Origin of the sequence: Bradyrhizobium diazoefficiens (assembly GCF_016616885.1) — a bacterium.
Taxonomy (GTDB): Bacteria; Pseudomonadota; Alphaproteobacteria; order Rhizobiales; family Xanthobacteraceae; genus Bradyrhizobium; species Bradyrhizobium diazoefficiens_F.
In genome coordinates this window covers 2,717,998-2,735,012 of sequence record NZ_CP067102.1, presented here as the reverse complement: position 1 = coordinate 2,735,012, position 17,015 = coordinate 2,717,998, and the positions used below count along the sequence as shown (strand labels likewise).

Here is a 17,015-nt window from a genome sequence, read left to right as displayed (position 1 = left end):
TTAAATTCATGCTCCGAATTAAATAGGACAGCATGATTGACCAGACCGAGTCGCCGAGACGAATTTCAGGCATGGCCCGTGGCTCGAACCGGGGCCGCCTGGTGGAAGTCCTGCGACGCCACGGGCCGTTGCCACGTGTGGAGCTGGCCCGGAGCACGGGACTGAGCTTCCCCGCCGTTTCCGGCCTCACGTCCAGGCTGATCGCGGAGGAATTGCTGTGCGAGACCGAGACAGCGATACCCTCATGGTCCGACGACCCGGACGAAGAGGATCCGGATGGGCTGAATGGCCGCCGCCGTGGCCGGCCGGCCGTGCTGCTGACCCTGAACCCGGAGTTCGGCCGCATCATCTCGGTCTCGCTGCGCATGAACCTGATCGAGACACTGATTGCGGATTTCAGCGGCTTCAGCCTGGCACAATCACGCCTCGAAATCGCGACGCGGGCTCTCGATGCGGGCGCGTTGTGCGACCTCGTGATCGCGCAAATCAATGCGATGCTGGAGGCGACGGCCACACCGCGCCATCGGCTGTTGGGAATAGGGATTGCGCTCCAGGGTATCGTGAACGCGGACACCGGCCGGCATCTGTGGAGCCCGGCGCTGTCCGTCACCGACATCGATCTGGCGAAGCCGGTGCATCAGGCTTTCGGCACCGAAGTCGTGATGGCGAATGATGCCGTCGCGGTTGCGCTCGCTCTCGCCGCCGCGGAGCCGTCATTGGCGCAGGGCCTCATGGCCCTGATCCTGATCGGTCACGGCGTCGGCATGGGCATCGTGGTCGACGGCGAGGCGCGTTTGGGCGCCGGCGCCGGCAGCGAGATCGGCCACACCAAGCTGGGATCGAACGGCCCGCAATGCCGCTGCGGCCAGCGCGGCTGCATCGAGGCCCATCTCGCCGACTATGCGCTCTACCGCGACGCCCGCACCTTTCTCGACTTGCCGCCAGCGGCATCGCAGCAGCCTTCCGAAGCGCAGATGGCCCTTCTGCACGAGCGGGCACGGAGCGGGGATCCCCGTCTCGCGCACGTCTTCCAGCAGGCAGGTCGCGCGCTTGCCGAGGCGGTCGCGGCCACGATATCCGTGCTGCGCCCGCACCATGTCGTCCTGGCAGGACCCGGCCTGCAGGCATTCGACATGATGCGGCCCGCCTATGAGGAGCGGCTCGAGCAAGCGGTATTGCCATGGTTGCTCAAGTCCACGACGATCCATCTGCGTCCGAGCGAGTCGGCGGCCATTGTCGATGGCATGATGCGACGAACGCTGCGGGTCGTGGACCGAAACCACATGGACACAACCGAATAAGCGACGGTCCTAGCAACCGATTCCCGCCATGGCGGCGACGAAGCACGACAGCCGAAGCACAGGCAACCTCGCGATTCTCTCGGCCAAATTGTATCATCCGCGCATGAGAGAATCCGGCACCGTGGAAGGCGACGCAACACGCGTTCGCAAGATCATCCATATCGACATGGATGCCTTCTACGCGTCCGTGGAACAGCGCGACAATCCCGAGCTGCGCGGCAAGCCCGTCGCTGTCGGTGGCTCGGCCGAGCGCGGCGTCGTTGCCGCAGCGAGCTATGAAGCGCGCAAATTCGGCGTTCGGTCCGCAATGGCGTCGGTCACGGCGAAGCGGCAATGTCCCGACCTGATCTTCGTGAAGCCGCGCTTCGAGGTCTACAAGGCGATCAGCCGGCAGATCCGCGAGATTTTTGCCGAGCACACGGAGATCATCGAGCCCTTGTCTCTCGACGAGGCCTATCTCGACGTGACGGAGAACTTGCAAGGCATCCCGCTGGCCCGCGACATCGCGCTGCGGATCCGCGAGAAGATCAAGGCCGAGACCGGCCTCAACGCGTCGGCGGGCATTTCCTACAACAAGTTCCTGGCCAAGCTTGCCTCCGATCACCGCAAGCCCAACGGTCAGTTTGTAATCTCCCCTGAGATGGGACCCGCCTTCGTGGAGACGCTGCCCGTCGGCAAGTTCCACGGGATCGGACCGGCGACGGCTGCGAAGATGAACGCACTCGGCCTGTTTACCGGTCTCGACATCCGCAACCAAACGCTCGAGTTCATGAACGCGAACTTCGGCAAGTCGGGCGCCTATTACTACTGGATCTCGCGCGGCGTCGACGAAAGGCCGGTCCGGGCCAACCGGATCCGCAAGTCCATCGGCGCGGAGACCACGTTCTCGACCGACCTTGCCGAATTCGACGCGTTGGTCACCGAGCTTCGGCCCCTCGTCGACAAGGTCTGGCGCCATTGCGAGACGAGCGGCAACCGGGGCCGCACCATCACCTTGAAGATCAAGTTTGCCGACTTCGAGATCATCACACGCAGCCGATCCCTGCTCGCGCCGGTCGCAGGCCGGGACGAGCTGGAGCGCCTCGCCTGCGGCCTGCTCGAAGTCGAGATGCCGCTGCCCAAGCGGATCAGGCTCCTCGGTGTCTCGCTGTCGTCCCTCCAGCTCGGAGACGATGCGGAGCCGCAACTGACCTTCGAAATTTAATCCGAACCCCTGCGGCCATTTTCTCTCACCGACCCGGAATCAGGCCGCAATCTCTTCCGCCCCGGTCCTTCCCTCATCGCGCTTCGCGTTGATGAGGTTGAGGAGATGCGCGGCCGCGCGGGCGTCGCATAGGGCGCGGTGGTGGTCCTTGAGTTCGATATTGTAGGCACGGGTGAGCTTCCCAAGCCCGTAGGATTTGTGACCGGGGTAGTGCCGGCGCATGCCCGCGCAGGTGCAGAGTTTTGGAAAGCGGAAACGGCGTTCGAGGCGCTCGTATTCCGCGGCGATGAAACCATAATCGAAATTGACGTTGTGGGCGACGAAAACGCCGTCGCCCATGAACTGCATGAAGCTGTCCGCGACCTCTGCGAATAACGGCGCGTTCCGCACCATCTCGTTGGTGATACCGGTCAACGCGACGATCTTGGCCGGGATCGACCGCTGGGGATTGAGCAGCGAATGCCACTCTGCCACGACCTGATGATTGCGGATCTTCACGGCGCCGATCTCGGTGATGCGATCGCCGCCGGTCCAGCCGCCGGTGGTCTCGATGTCGACGACGACATAGTCCTGGTCCGGATCGAAACGGAAATCGGCGCGGCCGATTTCCGCGGGAATGCCGGCGTTGCCGAGCTGACGAAGCCGCGCCAGCTGGTTGCGCCTGATGACGTCGCCCTCGGCCTTCACTTCCATGAACGAGACGCTGCCGTTCGCCACGAGCATGAGGTCGGGGAAGCCATCGCGCATCGCGCGATAATCTTCACACATCAGGCGAAGGATGGTGGCGAGGCCAGCAGCACGCGCGCCTGCAAGCAGCGCGCGGAGTGCATCGATATCGACATGGTCCCAGGCGAACACGCCGTTCGGCTTCCCCCACTTTGCGGCGACGATCCGCAGAACCTGAGGGAGCGCGGCTTGCGAAGCGACGGCTGCAAGCTTGGTCTCAATCTGACTGGCAAAGAGCTGCGCGAAGGTTCTGTCCTTCAGGCAGTGCGGCATCCAATCGAAACCGCTGTGCAGCTGTCCGGATTCGAACAGCTCGTCCCAGAACAGCAATCCGAACAGGCAGTGCCAGAGCGTGTTTTCGGCGTAGAAAACCTCAAGGCCCTGCCGGCGCAAGACGCCCGCAATTCCTGCTTCCGGATTGCCGCGCCAGGTATCGTCGACCCGGAGCGTTCGCCCCGCCCGCAGCAGCTCGGTGCATAGTCCCGTCCGGCGTCCATCGAACTTCCGGGCATAGAAATCGCTCGCGAAGACGAATTCGTCGTCGCTGGCGGGATCGTCGATCATCCGACGCAGCAGCTCCTCGGCGGCGTCCTTGTCGCCTTCCGCGTAGAGCAGACGGGCGAGACGCTCGTGACATTCGGCCGAGGCGCCGGCGCGATAGAGCTGCACGGCCAGCCCGACCTCCCCCTTCTTCTCAAAGTGCAGACCCGCCTTGTGCACCGCGCGGCTCCGCAGATCGACAGCGTAGTCCGTGGGGCAGACAGGACCGCCGAGAACGTCGGCAATGGAATTGCGATACACATCGTCTGATTTGGTCTCGAACTGACGCAGCAGGCGGGCGTAGTGGAAGCATGCCCTCGCCTCATCCGCGTCGGCAAACCGGGCGCTGAAATCCGCCTGGTCGTTCGTGCGCAAGATGCCGAGGTCGCGCAACGCGAAGTTCTTGAGGGTGTTCTCGGTCTTGCCGAAATAGAGATAGAGCAGAAACTCCAGCGGCTCGGTGTCACCGAGCGCAATGAAGGCCTCGCCGCCGCAGTGCTGGAATGCAGTACCGAACGGCAGGTTGGCGAGACAATACTCCGTCAGCTTGCCCTTGGGCCATGAGGCCCGGACATCGTTCATGCCGGCGGCCTTTGCGCCGTCAAACAGCACCGGCTTTGCAAGACACGCCACGAACGCTGCGTAGTCCTTCTCGATCAGGCCCCGGACGCAGCCGGCAGCAGCAAGCTCCCCCAGCGCGCCGAAAAGGTCGGCGATCTCGGTGTACTTGAACGTGGCGGGATTGAAGACCGTGCCGTTCCGGTTGACCATCCGGATGAACAGGCACTGGGCGTCTTTGGACAGCGACGAGAAGCGAGCGACAAACGCATGATGCCCTTCGGTCAGCACCGGACCGTAGGTCTCGCAAACGAAGCCCAGCATCTCCGTGAAATGGTCGTGGTAGTAATAGACCGGCAGGACAGGCAGCGTCATCCGTGCTTCGCCCTCGGCACGGTGCAGGGGGATTCCGCTCTGGTCAGATTTGCGCGGGCGGCGGAGACACCGCCCGCCCCTGGGTGATGGACGGCCATGTTCGACTTCTGTTCTTTTCGTCCGACAGTGTCAAGCTCGGAACGTCGAAGCGTCGAGTATCACAGCGATCGGCAATTTCAGGGAAGCAAAACATCTGGCTGGGGCGGGAGGAATCGAACCTCCGAATGGCGGAATCAAAATCTGTTCGGTTATTCAACGATTTCAGAGCGCATTTGGAAAATATGACCGAATTGGCCTTTAATAATATCAATTGCTTAGCATGCATTTCCAAATAAGGAAGCGGTTCTCCCGGGGATCGCCTCTGAATAACGAGGAGCTTGCGCGCCTCAGTAGCGCGGTTGATCGAAGATCAGATGCATCCCGAAATGACTCCTATTCGATGGCGCCGCGACCGCCGAAGTAAACCTCTGTATATTCCAGGTTCCGCCAAATCCTGTGTTAAAGGTGCGCCTTTGATTTTACGGAGGGCGTATGAAAAAGTCCGACGTGACATGTCCGGAGTGCGGGGCGGGCTTTCGACGTCTTGAATTGCAGTTGGGACCCGGCGCCACCGGCGAATACCGCTGCCCTGTCTGTCATGAGGTCTTGGAGGAGTTTGAGGGCAACGCGCTAGTCGCCTATCGCATGACTATACAGCCGTCGATTAAAGGCATTCGAGATTAGGGTCGTCTCAGTGAGTGGCTTCACTGATCTTTGTGCGGCTCGCACTGAATCGGACGAAGCATCCGATTCAAGGCGATAGAGCGCCTACCCAAAAAGCCAGGCGACGGTGAATATGAGGCAGCCGGCACAAGCTCCGACGATGGTACCGTTCATGCGAATATATTGGAGGTCGCTTCCGACAACGAGTTCAAGGCGATCGGAAAGGGTAGCCGTATCCCAGTTTCGCACGACCTCCGCGAAGAAAGAGCCGATCTCGCTGCGCCACGCGATGACGGAATCAGCCAAGTGCTCCATCACTTCATCGATGTGCCGCTGCATCACAGTGTCAGTCGCCAGCGCCTCAGCTACAATCGAAATGGGCTTTTCGAGCCCTCGTCGAAGGCGCGATGATGGTTGCGCCAAGTCGTCGAGCATCGCCTGGCAGAGTTCGTCCCAAACCGATCTGACCCAAGCCTGCGCCTCGGGATGAGCCAGCAGACGCCTCACGCCCTCATTTATTTTTTCCCGCTGCTCCGGTGAATTGAGCATGTCGTCGATTGTCGAGGCGAGCGCCTCGCGAAACCTCGAGGAGATTTCGCTGTCCGGCTGAGACAAGCCGTCGAACAACTCGGTGACACCATTGATAATGGCGGTCGCAATCCGGCGATCGATGGCCTTCGGGATCCACCAGCGGCTGCGCGCGGCCACCACCTTTTCGATCTGGTCGCGGTTCTTCTCAAGCCGGTCGCTCGCGACCTCGCTGATGCGTTCGAACAGAGCATTTGCTTCCTCGCTCGCCGTAAGAAGACGAAGGCCGCGTGCAATCATCGGCGCGAAATCCGCCTGAAGAAGCTGGTCGCTCAAAATCCGCTGCACGAACTCATGAAAATCCGGGTTTCGTAGCGAGTGGATGAGATAGGGCAGCATTGCCGTGATCGAGTCTGCGATCAGGGGTGCAGTGCTTGGCGCCGCGAGCCAGCCTGCAAAGCGTGCCCCAACACCCATTTGGCGCAGCTTCGGCAGAAGCACATCCCGCGTCAGAAAATTGCGTTCGATGAAATGCCCGATCGTCCGGCCGATCCTGTCCTTGTTCTTGGGAATGATCGCGGTATGCGGAACAGGGAGTCCCAGCGGATGGCGAAAGAGCGCCGTTACGGCGAACCAATCGGCGATACCACCCACCATGCCCGCTTCCGCGCCGGATTGGATCAGCAGCGTCCCGAAGCCGGGCTCTGGAACCAACCGTGTCAAAGCGAATATACCTCCCATGCCGGCGAGCAAGGTGCTGGCTACGATCCGGTTTCGTCTTAACCGGTTGCGTGCCGCCCGGTCCGATTCGCTTGTCAATAGTGGGAGCGGGTTGCGCGGCGATGCCGGTGCGTGCTCTGGAGACATTTGGCTCTCGCTTCGGTGCTGCCTTCGTTACCCCCTGCATGTATGATCGGCTTTCTTGAGCTGCACCTGGACGCGATTGAACCGAGTGGAGGCGCGTGTCGAGATGACCCCAATTGCTACCATCCAGCATCAGATCCCGGGACGGCTGCGCCTTCGAATTCCAGCACGTCGCGGGGACGTCTCGTTCTTCCATGGCATAGTCCAGGCGCTCTCAAAGCTTCCCGGCGTCGAAAAACTCGATGCGATTCCCCTCACCGGAAGCATCATTATTCGTCACGATGGATCGGCGCAGGCGATTGCCGCGGCGGCCACCGAACAAGGGCTTTTCGAAATTGGACCAGAGGAGCCCAAAGAGGCTCCAGCTCCATCCACTCGCCGACGGCCCTGTTCCGGATTGCGCAGCACAGCGGCCACGGGATTGAGCGGATTGGCACTATTCCAGGTCGCAAGGGGCCAGCTGACCGGCAATGCTGCCGAGAATTTCTGGAACGCGTATGGAGCGCAGCGGATTCTCGGCCGTCCAGAGATCGCAGCAGGGTTTGTGCTGCTTGGCATTGTCCAAGTGCTAAGGGGCCAGTTGCTCGGGTCGGCCTCCTCACTCTTGTTCTATTCCCTGATCACGCGTCAGCTGGCGTCAGTCGATCGCGGTGCGACCGCATCCTACAACTCGGGGGTGACGGCCCCGAGCGTCTCGGGAGATCAGCAGACCGGCTATTAGGATTGCCGGACTTTCCGCATCCAGGGCGCTTGCCATTTGGCGTAGACCAGGTTCCCACTTGGGAGAACATCGGAACTAAGAAAAAGATAGGCTTCATGTCACATTAGATTCGTCAAATCGGGTGCAGTGTCCGGCCCGCCAGCGTGGCTTGCCAACGCTAAGGACCGCAGATCATGCACGCACTAACCCGGGCTTTCGTTGTCCATCGCACAGCGACACGCATTCGGATCAAAATACCTCAGCGGCGGCGACAGCAGGCTTATTTCGCTGCACTTGAGCGGGTTCTCGTCGAACATCCCGATGTTGTCCGCGTGCACTCAAATCCTCTCACGGCCGGGGTGATCATCGAGTGTCGGAAAGGATTCGACTTGACGGCGCAACACCGCCGGTTTCTCGGATTGGAAATGCACGAAACAAAGGGCGTACTGTCGACGGGCGGTCGTCTGGCCTCCATTGCGCGACCGAATGATGGAATTGACGCCCTCCCGGGGGCACTCACCTTCGCCTCGGTGACACTCAAATTTATTGTGGCGATCACCACCAAGCAGGTCGGTGTACAATTAATCGAATGGGTCATCGATGCCATCGTTCAAGCTGCAAGGCATGAGGCTCACCGACGCGCTATAGGTCACCAGCCGCTCCTCGTTGCACCTTCGGAATAGACAGCGACACAGCGGTGGCCCATTTCCACTCCAGTCGTTTAGCGACCTCCAATGAGGTCTCCGAACGACTATCGATATCAGGCCTGTGGAAGCGCAACCGTTTCAGCCCGGCGCGCGCCTCAGAGCTACGCATTTGCGCTATTGCGCTCGGCAGCACTCCGCCTGCAATCATGGCACCGGCATCTACCAAGCCGAGCGGTGCGACGTTAAGCGCGTTTCGCACGCCCGGAATGAGCATGGCCGCGAGTTGCGCGGCGACCGAGCCGGCAATGATCTGCACCAAACGTGACTGCGACCAGGGCGCACTTGGTTCGAGTGCGCTTGTCTTGGACGAGCGATAGTTGAGAGTGTGCAGAAGTTGGCCCACGGCCAAACTGCCAAAAGCCATTGTTCTCCCCTGCGGCGAGTTGAAGCCGTGACGCATCGCACCGAATACCGCCGTCCCGAACGCGCTTGCCGTGAGGACCGCGGCTTCGCTGCCGAGGCGGGAGAATTGGTCGGATCGGATTATCGGTTCATCGGCGGCGCGCGGTCCGCGCTCCATCACGTCGGGATCGATAGGCTCCATAGCGAGACCGATCGCGGGAAGGACATCGGAGATGAGATTGATCCATAGGAGCTGAATTGGCGAGAGCATCTCACCAAAGCCGGCAGCGGCCCCCGCCAGCATCAGCAGGATCTCGCTCGTGTTACTGCTGATGATGTAGTGAACCGCATTGCGGATACTGGTGTAGGTGCCACGGCCTCGCTCGATGGCGAGCGGCAATGACGCAAGATCGTCATTCGCAAAAAAGATGTCGGCGACTTCTCGTGCTGCTGCATCTCCGTTTCGTCCCATAGCCATCCCAACGTTAGCCGCACGCAGCGCCGGGCTATCATTGATGCCATCCCCGATCATCGCCACCACGGACCCCGCCTCCTGAAGGGCACGCACGATCTGAAGCTTCTGCCCGGGACTGATTCGTGCGAAGGCATGCGCCTCGCGCGCCTTGGCAGCGAGTTCGAGAGGCGCTATGTGGTTAAGGTCTGCCGTATCGATAATCCTGACCTGACCATCTGAACTAAGGCCAATTCGTTCCGCCACTGCGCGCGCCGTCGTACTCTGATCGCCAGTCAGCATGATGGTCTGGATGCCAGCGTGATGCAGCTTCTGCATCAGCGCGGGAAGGCCGGACCGCACCGGATCGGCAAGTCCGACAAGGCCGCTCCATATCAGTTCTTCTATTTGTATCTCGCCTGCCTCAAGATCGGCACTAGGCACCTGTAATTCACGGTACGCCATTCCCAGCACCCGAAGTGCCTGCTCAGCCATCTCGGCATTTTGAGCTTCGATCTGAGCGCGCCGTGCCGCGGTGAGAATTTGCCGAGTACCGTCAGGCAATGCTTCAAACGCGCAACGTGCCAACACCTCGCCGGGGCTGCCCTTCACCGCGATCAAGACGCGAGCTTCGTCAGCATGCGTCGTTGCCATGAACCTGTAGGCCTCGGTGCGATGCTGAATCGACCGCCTTACGTAACGGCGCCGCAGCTCGCTCACGTCAATGTCGTGATCGAGTGCTGCCTGAACGAGCGCAATTTCAGTTGCTGAGCCGCTGAGCTGCATTTGCCCGTCGCGCTCCTCTACCTCGGTCTCGCTGCAAAGAGCTCCGACCAACAGCAGCATACGAAGACGACGGTCCTGCTCCGGTCGGGCAACCAGCCCACTCTGGTCCACTAGGCCGTTCTCCCGTCGGCCGCAGACGCGGTCACCGATAGCGACGACTTCCAATGACATGGAGCCGTGGGTCAGCGTCCCCGTTTTGTCGAAGCAAATGACATCGACGGAGGCCAGCGTCTCCAGTGCTTCGAGCCGTCGGACCAGAATTCCCTGCTGCCGCATCTCCTCGACGCCAAGGGCGAGCGTCGTCGTGGCAACCATCGGCAGCCCTTCCGGAACAGCCGCGACCGCTACCGATAGCGACGAACGCACCAGCTGGAGGACCGCCAGCCCCCGCAGCCATCCCACACCGAATACGGCAGCGCTTGCTGCGAGTGTGGCCCAGACGAGTTGTTCTCCGAGCTCGCCGAGATGTCGTTGCATCGGAGTTTCGGGTGTGTTGGTTGCGCCGACAAGCCGCTGGATACGTCCGAGCTGGGTTCTCGCCCCGGTCGCCACAACGACAAACGTTCCACTCCCGCCTGTCACGATGGTCCCCCGATGGACCATGTTCATCCGGTCAGCGAGCGCCGCCCCGTGAGGGACAGTTTCGACTGATTTTACGACCGGCAAGCTCTCACCAGTGAGAGCAGCCTCGCTGATAGTGAGCGCGCGCGCGCTTACGAGTCTGCCGTCGGCGGAGACAACGCTCCCGCGCCGGAGAAGGACGAGATCGCCAGGGACGAGCAGGTCGGCGCGTACATCCATCTCCGATCCGTCGCGCACCACGCGCGCGGTCAGCGACGCGGGGGCTCCGAGGCTCCGGATGGTCTGCTCAGCCTGATTTTCAGTTGTAAACCCGATAGCGGCGTTGAGCGCCACGACAGCCATGATCGCCCCGGCCTCGAGCAACGTCCCGGTCACGACTGAAACGACGGCGACCCCGGCCAAGAGTGCCACTGGCATGCTCTGGAACTGATCGAGAAAAATACTGAGCTCCGAGCGCTGATGCAGCAGCGGGATTGAATTACCAAGCCCTTGAGCAAATCGTTCCGTCACCCGCGCGCTCGATAGGCCGTCCGAACAGGAGGTGTCGAGTTCGGACGCGATGGCTCCCGTCTCAATTGTATGCCACGGGAGCTCGGCCGGATCGTCTACGGCGGGCGTGATCTCGCCCAGGAGCAGTCCGCTTATCCGTTCGACGAGCTGATCGATCGAGATCGAGTCCTCGTAATGGATGAGGATGTTGCCAGTGAGGGCGCTGGCCGAGACGTCACGGATGCCAGACATCCCGGTGAATCCCCGCTCCAATAGGGTCGCAATTGCCGGCGCGCCACGCATACCTTCGATCTTCAGCCGAACGCGTCCGGCCACCGCCGTGTGCAGCGGCACGATCGAGATGGGCATTTGGGTTTGCGGGTTCCGCAACGACGGCGGAACTATCGCCCCTTCGTTTGATGGAACAACAAGACTCATCGCCCTCGGACCCGTAGCGTGCCGAGTGACACAACCCCGCTGCGCCGCGATCAAATCGCTGCATGCAAGCTGGCCGGGATTAATTCAATTCGAAAGCTACGTGCCCTGATGAGCAGCTTCCGACTTTCTCGACCTTTTCGATTTTTCCTCTTGGTCGGTTTGTTCGGCAAGCTCAGACCGAGCCTCGGCCAGCACGTCGCCGGTCTGCTCATTGAGCTCTGCCAATGCGACCCGACCTTGATCGTAGGCGACGAGCCCGGCCTTAATGACCGTTTTTGCGATCGGCCTGAGGACGGGGATAAGTGCCGGCGCCACGACTCCGGCGCCGATACCTATGGCCAGCCCGGTGACAATATTACCACCTTTGAAGATGTCCTCAAAAAAAGCCATGGGGATCCTCCTTTCACTGGCTGGATCGCCAGCGCACCTGCCCTCAGCTAACGTCAACGAGACGGCCAGGGCGAAGTTGCTGCGGGGCTGCTGAGATTGCGCTCCCTGATGTCAGAATCAAGCCTGATAATTTTTAATTTTGGCAAAAGACCTGCCGTTTCGCAGGAGACAACGCGCGGCCCAGGCGCGTTCAACCGGGGAGGCTCGTGCGGACGTTGCAGTTCAATGCGGAGACCCGAGAAGAGATTAGAGTTTCCCAGTGGTCAGATCCAAGGAGCAACGACATCACTCCACATTTTCCAGTGGAATTTAGGTGAGATCGGCGAAGGGAGAGCGACTCGCCCCCGAGCTATCCGCTGAGCGAATTGCGGCACGCGCCAATTGCGCACAAGTGGATCATTTCGATTGGTGTCCGATTTGTTCGCCGCAATATCCTATTCTACGATGAGGAGGTAACAGACCCGCCCCGAGTAGCTTTCGCGATATATGTTGGGATGAAGCCACGGAGGTAAGCTGATATATCATCAATATAATTGCATGACGCCGTTTAGCTCGATTCTGGACCGAGCGAAGCTCCGTTTCCAAACGCGTCCAAAAAACTGGCAGGAATAGAGCCGCTTACATAACGAACTCAGCAGCTTAATTGCTGGCTGGGGCGGGAGGGATCGAACCTCCGAATGGCGGAATCAAAATCAGTTTGATTATTCAATGATTTCAACGCGCGTTTGGAAAAACGGTCGAAAACACGCCCTAACAATCTCAATAGGTTGGCCGCCATTTCCAAATGAAGACGGCCTTGCAACGAGCGGGGCCGCAGCGCACCAATGCCCGAAGGCAAAGGTCACTCGGTCGACACAAGGACATCGTGTGACAGCCACAGCGTCGCGATACTCGTAGGCACCACACACCGCTAACGGACCGGCATAGTCTGCGAGATGCGGCCTCGCGAATTCGGCTGAGGCCGTGCATTCGATTGTTGGCGCTTGAAGGCTAACGTTAAGTTTACTGGCGCACGAGGCTCAACGAACGACATCCGTCTCCGGAAAGCCAAGCCCCCTTCGGCTTCCACCAACAAGCGGAGACTCACCATGATGAACCTGACGCTCCTGTCGACCGGCCTGATCGCGGTCGCCATGCTTTCGACTCCTGCCATCGCTCGCGAGCATCACATCGCTTTGCGGCGATCGTGTCCCAGGGAGTGGTGTAACTGGCGGTGGGACACCGCGCTCGCCGGCAAGGGCCGGACTGGTCAGCTGGCGATAGCCGGAAGGCTGACGGTTGGATCATCGCTCAACGGCGCGATGGTTTCCAGCGTCATGTAGCGGGCACGTTGGACGGCCCATTCATCGTTCTGCTCGAGCAGGATCGCACCGATGAGGCGGACGATGGCATCCTCGTTGGGGAAGATGCCGACCACCTCGGTGCGCCGCTTGATCTCGCCGTTGAGGCGCTCGATCGGGTTGGTCGAGTGCAGCTTGGTTCGATGCTGCGGCGGGAATGTCATGTAGGCCAGCACATCGGTCTCCGCTTCGTCGAGGAAGCCGGCCAGCTTGGGCAGCTTGGGGCGGAGTTGATCGGCGACCTTCCGCCATTGGGTTCGCGCGGCCTCGGCATCGTCCTGGGCGAACGCGGTGGCAATGAAGGCGGAGACGACGCGCCGCCCACTCTTGCCGGCATGCGCCAGCGCGTTGCGCATGAAGTGGACGCGGCAACGCTGCCAGGTGGCGTTGAGCACCTTGGCGACGGTGGCCTTGATGCCCTCGTGAGCGTCGGAGACGACCAGCTTGACGCCACGCAGGCCGCGGCGAGCAAGCTTGCGCAGGAATGCCGTCCAGAACGTCTCGGCTTCGGAGGGACCGATGTCCATGCCGAGCACTTCGCGGCGGCCGTCACTGTTGACGCCGACCGCGATAATCACCGCGACCGAGACGATGCGGCCATTTTGGCGCACCTTCACGTAGGTGGCGTCGATCCACAGATATGGCCAGTCGCCCTCGATCGGCCGGGCGAGGAAGGCCTTCACCTTGTCGTCGATCTCGCCGCACAGCCGGCTCACCTGGCTCTTCGAGATGCCGGTCATGCCCATGGCCTGCACGAGGTCGTCCACCGAGCGGGTCGAGACGCCCTGCACATAGGCTTCCTGCACCACGGCGGTCAGCGCCTTCTCGGCCATGCGGCGTGGCTCCAGGAAGCCCGGGAAGTAGGAGCCCTTGCGCAGCTTGGGAATACGCAGCTCAACTGCGCCGGCGCGGGTCTCCCAGATCCGGTCGCGGTAGCCGTTGCGCTGGGCCAGACGTTCGGGGTTCTTCTCGCCATAGCCCGCTCCGGTCTGGCCTTCGACTTCCAGCTCCATCAGCCGCTGGGCCGCAAAGCCGATCATCTCGCGCAACAGATCGGCATCAGGGGTCTTCTCCATGAGCGCGCGCAGGTTCATCATCTCGTCGGTCATCGGTGGTTCCTCGAATCAGGTTGGTGTCAGCAACCCGACCCTACCGACGAATCATCGATGACCACCGCAAAGCCGCCCGCCCGCTACGGCGCTATTTGACGGCGCGCGTGCGGGCGGCTTTGCTCTACCGAGCTACACCATCAATTGGGACACGACCCTTTGCGGCATTTCGCAGAACGCGCGAATGCCTCCACTTCGCCAGCCGCAGTGAACCTGGGCGGCCGTCCCTGCTATCCCGCACCGCGTGTCGGCGCATTTGCGACGGCGCCGTGGACCGGAAACAATGTCCCCTGCGAACCAGGACCCGGCGAGTACTGATACGTTCGGATCGGGGCCACCGATCGGCCATCAAAATCAACCGGTGGCCTTCGATAAGGTGCATTGGCCACAACGGTGCTCGCCTGGAATTCGTGCAAGTCGGACTGGAGGTTGTCCTCCAGTCCGATTTCTTGTCCCTACGGGACCTCCGGCAGCATAGAGATAACCGACAACGGTCACTCCGCCGTCGCGGATGATCTCACGGAGAGTGCGGACGAGTAGCAACATCTTGGTCCGTTTCATCAGCAGAGTGTAGCCCACCCGATGTACGTAGCGTCCACGATATGCATTGGCTTTAGAGCCATTATGGCTTTTGGTCCGCGGTTGGTTCAACCCTCTGATCGCTTCGCAGTTTTCAACGGCCTGTCGGATTAGCGCGAACTCAATCCCCGAGCCGGCCTTTAGCGCAATTTTCGCTAAGCCGACTTAATTTTAGCCAAGCCATTCGCGGCCATATGGCTAGGCTACCCTGGGCTGAAAAATCCAGGAGCCGCGCATGCCGACGCAGATTGTAATGGATCACACGGGCGACACGCGTCACGTCTTCGACGTGAACGACGTTGAGGCGCTCGCCAAAGCAGAAGAACGGTTCAAGGCGCTTGTCGGGAAGGGATTTACGCCCGCTGTTCGCGACCCGGCCGGCGAAGCCAGGGTTGCACGCTCATTTGGTCCGACTGCGCAAGAGATGCTGTTCTATCCGCGGCTCGTCGGCGGCTAACGGCGGCCGAACATGTTGCCGGATAGGCTTGTCACTGCGGCAAGGGCTATACGCAGGCGTTGGATAGTTGGGCGGGGTTTCTGCGAGCGCTGCGTCGCCCTAAGCCGTGCCCTCACCAGCAAAGACGTTCGCGAGGACCGCGGCATGACGCTCCTGAGAGAATGGCTGTTGCCTGAGCAGCGCGCGCAACTTGATGCTAGCAACTGGTTCGACGTTATCGGCTGCGACACTGGGAAGCGATACCGCATTCGTTACGGCCGGGCAGCGAACGTCGTTGAAATCAGCGAAGAACACTGCCCAGTAATCGGCTGGTGTTTTGTGCCCAGGGGATCGCTGGTCGCCGGCGACATCATGCTTGCGCAAAAGATCGCTTTGGAAACCGATGAACACACTGCGCTATCGGTGGCACAGCCGTTTCCCGTTCATGCCCCACTACACATACGGGGTCAATCTTCGCTCACTCACTGATCAGAGCGGAGAAATGATCCACGGGAAATCGCCGGTTTGCGACGAATGACTTGAGATGCAAGGGAGGTAATATGCGCGGATGTTCAAGCGCCTCGACGAAGCAGCAGCAAGCGGTCTGCGAGCTCGTCATGGAAGGATTTGGCAACAAGTCGAGTACACGGCGTAAGGTGGCTCGCTGTTAGAGCGATCCAGATCCATGGCGTTTGAATCGGCGAGCTGGAAAGCCTCCATGCGGATCAATGATGGAGTGGCTGACGGCGCCAATCAGCCACCGGCCCCCGCGCCTATTCACGAGCACGCTCGCGAGCTCTCCGACATCCCGATACCTCGGTTTGATTACGACAGCAAACGTGTCGATCCGGTCTCCCCCGGGTATAATGGACCTCGCGGCTCAATGGGCTACTACTCAGGCCTGATCACGATCAGCGACTGAACAGATCGGTCGAATTTCAAGGAAGCAGGAGAAGCCGATGAACGGCCTTGTGTGTGGACGCAATCGCATCAGACTGGACGATCTCGATCTCGATGCGGCGCGTACAGTGAAGCCGCCCTTCGATGAATGGGGCGCCGGCGTCTTGCGGGTCCGGAGCACACGATGATGGAGCCAGCTATCGAATTGCCTTGCCTGGAAGAACTCACGCTGCTGAACGAGCTCAGCCACAGGGTCAAGAACGAGTTTGCCTGTGTGATCGGCATCGTTGCTCACGCTGCAGTTCATTCCGACAACGAGGAGGTCAAGACCGCCCTGACAAGGGTCTCTGAACTGCTTCACAGGTTTGTCGACGTCCATCGCGCCATGCAGAGGCCGGAATATCACGCTTTCGTGGACGCAGCAGCGTATCTTGAGGAACTATGCGCGTCGATCCGCCGGTCCAGGCTCGATCATGCGAAGATAAAGCTGGTGCTCGCCACGTCGCCACTGCAATTGCAGTCGGACCAATGCTGGCGACTGGGTCTGATTGTCTACGAGCTCATAACCAACTCGGCCAGGCACGCCTTTGCTAACGGGAGCGGCGAAATTCGCGTCGAGTTGTACCGGGCGGGACCGTTCGCAGAATGCAGGGTGCTCGACAACGGATCGGCTCCAGCCATAATACAACCTGGCCGAGGCCTGAACGTCGTCCGCGAACTCGCCAAAACTCTTGCCGGAAAGCTCGATCACCAGTTTGGAACGGCGGGAACGAGATCAATTCTCACCTTTCCGTCGTGCTGCGAACCTCAGAGAAACGCGCACGAACGAATCCTGCCCATACAGGGCAGCCGTATTGCAGCGGAGTAGTCCCCGAAAAGGCCTTCCGCTACTTCGACTGATGCGGCAAAGATCAAGATGGTCCGAGCGTCGATCGCGGGCCGAACGCTGCCTAATCCAGACCTTGCAG

The 17,015-nt window shown here is 60.7% G+C and carries 13 protein-coding genes; 8 read left to right on the top strand and 5 right to left on the bottom strand.

Going from position 1 to position 17,015, the window contains the following annotated elements; translation table 11 throughout:
• Nucleotides 1-32: 32 nt before the first annotated feature.
• Both JJC00_RS12400 and dinB read left to right on the top strand, forming a co-directional pair.
• Nucleotides 33-1,301 (top strand): ROK family protein, encoded by a 1,269-nt coding sequence (locus JJC00_RS12400; RefSeq protein ID WP_200472825.1) that lies wholly within the window; start codon nt 33-35, stop codon nt 1,299-1,301.
• A 103-nt stretch (nt 1,302-1,404) separates the two neighbouring features.
• Entirely contained in the window at nt 1,405-2,505 is a 1,101-nt protein-coding gene (gene dinB, locus JJC00_RS12395; protein ID WP_200474095.1) for a DNA polymerase IV, read from the top strand.
• Between the two features lie 39 nt (nt 2,506-2,544).
• Here dinB and JJC00_RS12390 read toward each other — a convergent pair whose 3' ends face one another.
• Both JJC00_RS12390 and JJC00_RS12385 read right to left on the bottom strand, forming a co-directional pair.
• The gene (locus tag JJC00_RS12390) at nt 2,545-4,704 is read right to left on the bottom strand and encodes an exonuclease domain-containing protein (RefSeq protein ID WP_200472824.1); all 2,160 of its coding nucleotides are present in this window, start codon (nt 4,702-4,704) and stop codon (nt 2,545-2,547) included.
• 807 nt (nt 4,705-5,511) lie between these two features.
• Complete coding sequence (locus JJC00_RS12385; RefSeq protein ID WP_200472823.1) at nt 5,512-6,801, bottom strand: DUF445 domain-containing protein; 1,290 nt, start codon at nt 6,799-6,801, stop codon at nt 5,512-5,514.
• Nucleotides 6,802-6,904: 103 nt separating this feature from the next.
• Between JJC00_RS12385 and JJC00_RS12380 the strand changes: the two genes are divergently transcribed.
• Both JJC00_RS12380 and JJC00_RS12375 read left to right on the top strand, forming a co-directional pair.
• Entirely contained in the window at nt 6,905-7,519 is a 615-nt protein-coding gene (locus JJC00_RS12380) for an HMA2 domain-containing protein (protein WP_200472822.1), read from the top strand.
• A gap of 173 nt (nt 7,520-7,692) precedes the next feature.
• Entirely contained in the window at nt 7,693-8,181 is a 489-nt protein-coding gene (locus JJC00_RS12375; protein ID WP_200472821.1) for a hypothetical protein, read from the top strand.
• Here the strand turns inward: JJC00_RS12375 and JJC00_RS12370 are convergent.
• The 3 genes from JJC00_RS12370 to JJC00_RS12360 form a co-directional block, all read right to left on the bottom strand.
• Nucleotides 8,141-11,224 carry a cation-translocating P-type ATPase gene (locus JJC00_RS12370; RefSeq protein WP_200472820.1) on the bottom strand — a complete coding sequence of 1,028 codons (3,084 nt, stop codon included), beginning with the start codon at nt 11,222-11,224 and terminating at the stop codon, nt 8,141-8,143. The genes JJC00_RS12375 and JJC00_RS12370 overlap by 41 nt on opposite strands.
• Nucleotides 11,225-11,389: 165 nt before the next feature.
• A complete protein-coding gene (locus tag JJC00_RS12365; RefSeq protein ID WP_200472819.1) occupies nt 11,390-11,683 on the bottom strand; it encodes a DUF5132 domain-containing protein in 294 nt (97 codons plus the stop codon).
• 1,249 nt (nt 11,684-12,932) lie between these two features.
• Nucleotides 12,933-14,132, bottom strand: coding sequence for an IS256 family transposase (locus JJC00_RS12360; protein WP_200470730.1), 1,200 nt, complete (start codon nt 14,130-14,132; stop codon nt 12,933-12,935).
• A gap of 814 nt (nt 14,133-14,946) precedes the next feature.
• Here JJC00_RS12360 and JJC00_RS12355 point away from each other — a divergent pair.
• The 4 genes from JJC00_RS12355 (at nt 14,947) to JJC00_RS12340 (ending at nt 16,915) form a co-directional block, all read left to right on the top strand.
• Nucleotides 14,947-15,168 carry a hypothetical protein gene (locus JJC00_RS12355; RefSeq protein ID WP_200472818.1) on the top strand — a complete coding sequence of 74 codons (222 nt, stop codon included), beginning with the start codon at nt 14,947-14,949 and terminating at the stop codon, nt 15,166-15,168.
• 144 nt (nt 15,169-15,312) lie between these two features.
• The gene (locus tag JJC00_RS12350; protein WP_200472817.1) at nt 15,313-15,636 is read left to right on the top strand and encodes a hypothetical protein; all 324 of its coding nucleotides are present in this window, start codon (nt 15,313-15,315) and stop codon (nt 15,634-15,636) included.
• A gap of 196 nt (nt 15,637-15,832) precedes the next feature.
• Nucleotides 15,833-16,069 carry a hypothetical protein gene (locus JJC00_RS12345; protein ID WP_200472816.1) on the top strand — a complete coding sequence of 79 codons (237 nt, stop codon included), beginning with the start codon at nt 15,833-15,835 and terminating at the stop codon, nt 16,067-16,069.
• A 162-nt stretch (nt 16,070-16,231) separates the two neighbouring features.
• Entirely contained in the window at nt 16,232-16,915 is a 684-nt protein-coding gene (locus JJC00_RS12340; protein ID WP_200472815.1) for a sensor histidine kinase, read from the top strand.
• The last annotated feature ends 100 nt before the right edge of the window (nt 16,916-17,015 follow it).

What these genes read in the sequence shown, in the direction of transcription:
- JJC00_RS12375 (WP_200472821.1), top strand. Translation starts at nt 7,693, where the DNA reads ATGCACGCACTAACCCGGGCTTTCGTTGTCCATCGCACAGCGACACGC.
- JJC00_RS12400 (WP_200472825.1), top strand. Translation starts at nt 33, where the DNA reads ATGATTGACCAGACCGAGTCGCCGAGACGAATTTCAGGCATGGCCCGT.
- JJC00_RS12380 (WP_200472822.1), top strand. Translation starts at nt 6,905, where the DNA reads ATGACCCCAATTGCTACCATCCAGCATCAGATCCCGGGACGGCTGCGC.
- JJC00_RS12385 (WP_200472823.1), bottom strand. Translation starts at nt 6,801, where the DNA reads ATGTCTCCAGAGCACGCACCGGCATCGCCGCGCAACCCGCTCCCACTA.
- JJC00_RS12360 (WP_200470730.1), bottom strand. Translation starts at nt 14,132, where the DNA reads ATGACCGACGAGATGATGAACCTGCGCGCGCTCATGGAGAAGACCCCT.
- JJC00_RS12355 (WP_200472818.1), top strand. Translation starts at nt 14,947, where the DNA reads ATGCCGACGCAGATTGTAATGGATCACACGGGCGACACGCGTCACGTC.
- JJC00_RS12390 (WP_200472824.1), bottom strand. Translation starts at nt 4,704, where the DNA reads ATGACGCTGCCTGTCCTGCCGGTCTATTACTACCACGACCATTTCACG.
- JJC00_RS12350 (WP_200472817.1), top strand. Translation starts at nt 15,313, where the DNA reads ATGACGCTCCTGAGAGAATGGCTGTTGCCTGAGCAGCGCGCGCAACTT.
- JJC00_RS12340 (WP_200472815.1), top strand. Translation starts at nt 16,232, where the DNA reads ATGATGGAGCCAGCTATCGAATTGCCTTGCCTGGAAGAACTCACGCTG.
- JJC00_RS12370 (WP_200472820.1), bottom strand. Translation starts at nt 11,224, where the DNA reads ATGCCCATCTCGATCGTGCCGCTGCACACGGCGGTGGCCGGACGCGTT.
- dinB (WP_200474095.1), top strand. Translation starts at nt 1,405, where the DNA reads ATGAGAGAATCCGGCACCGTGGAAGGCGACGCAACACGCGTTCGCAAG.
- JJC00_RS12345 (WP_200472816.1), top strand. Translation starts at nt 15,833, where the DNA reads ATGGCGTTTGAATCGGCGAGCTGGAAAGCCTCCATGCGGATCAATGAT.
- JJC00_RS12365 (WP_200472819.1), bottom strand. Translation starts at nt 11,683, where the DNA reads ATGGCTTTTTTTGAGGACATCTTCAAAGGTGGTAATATTGTCACCGGG.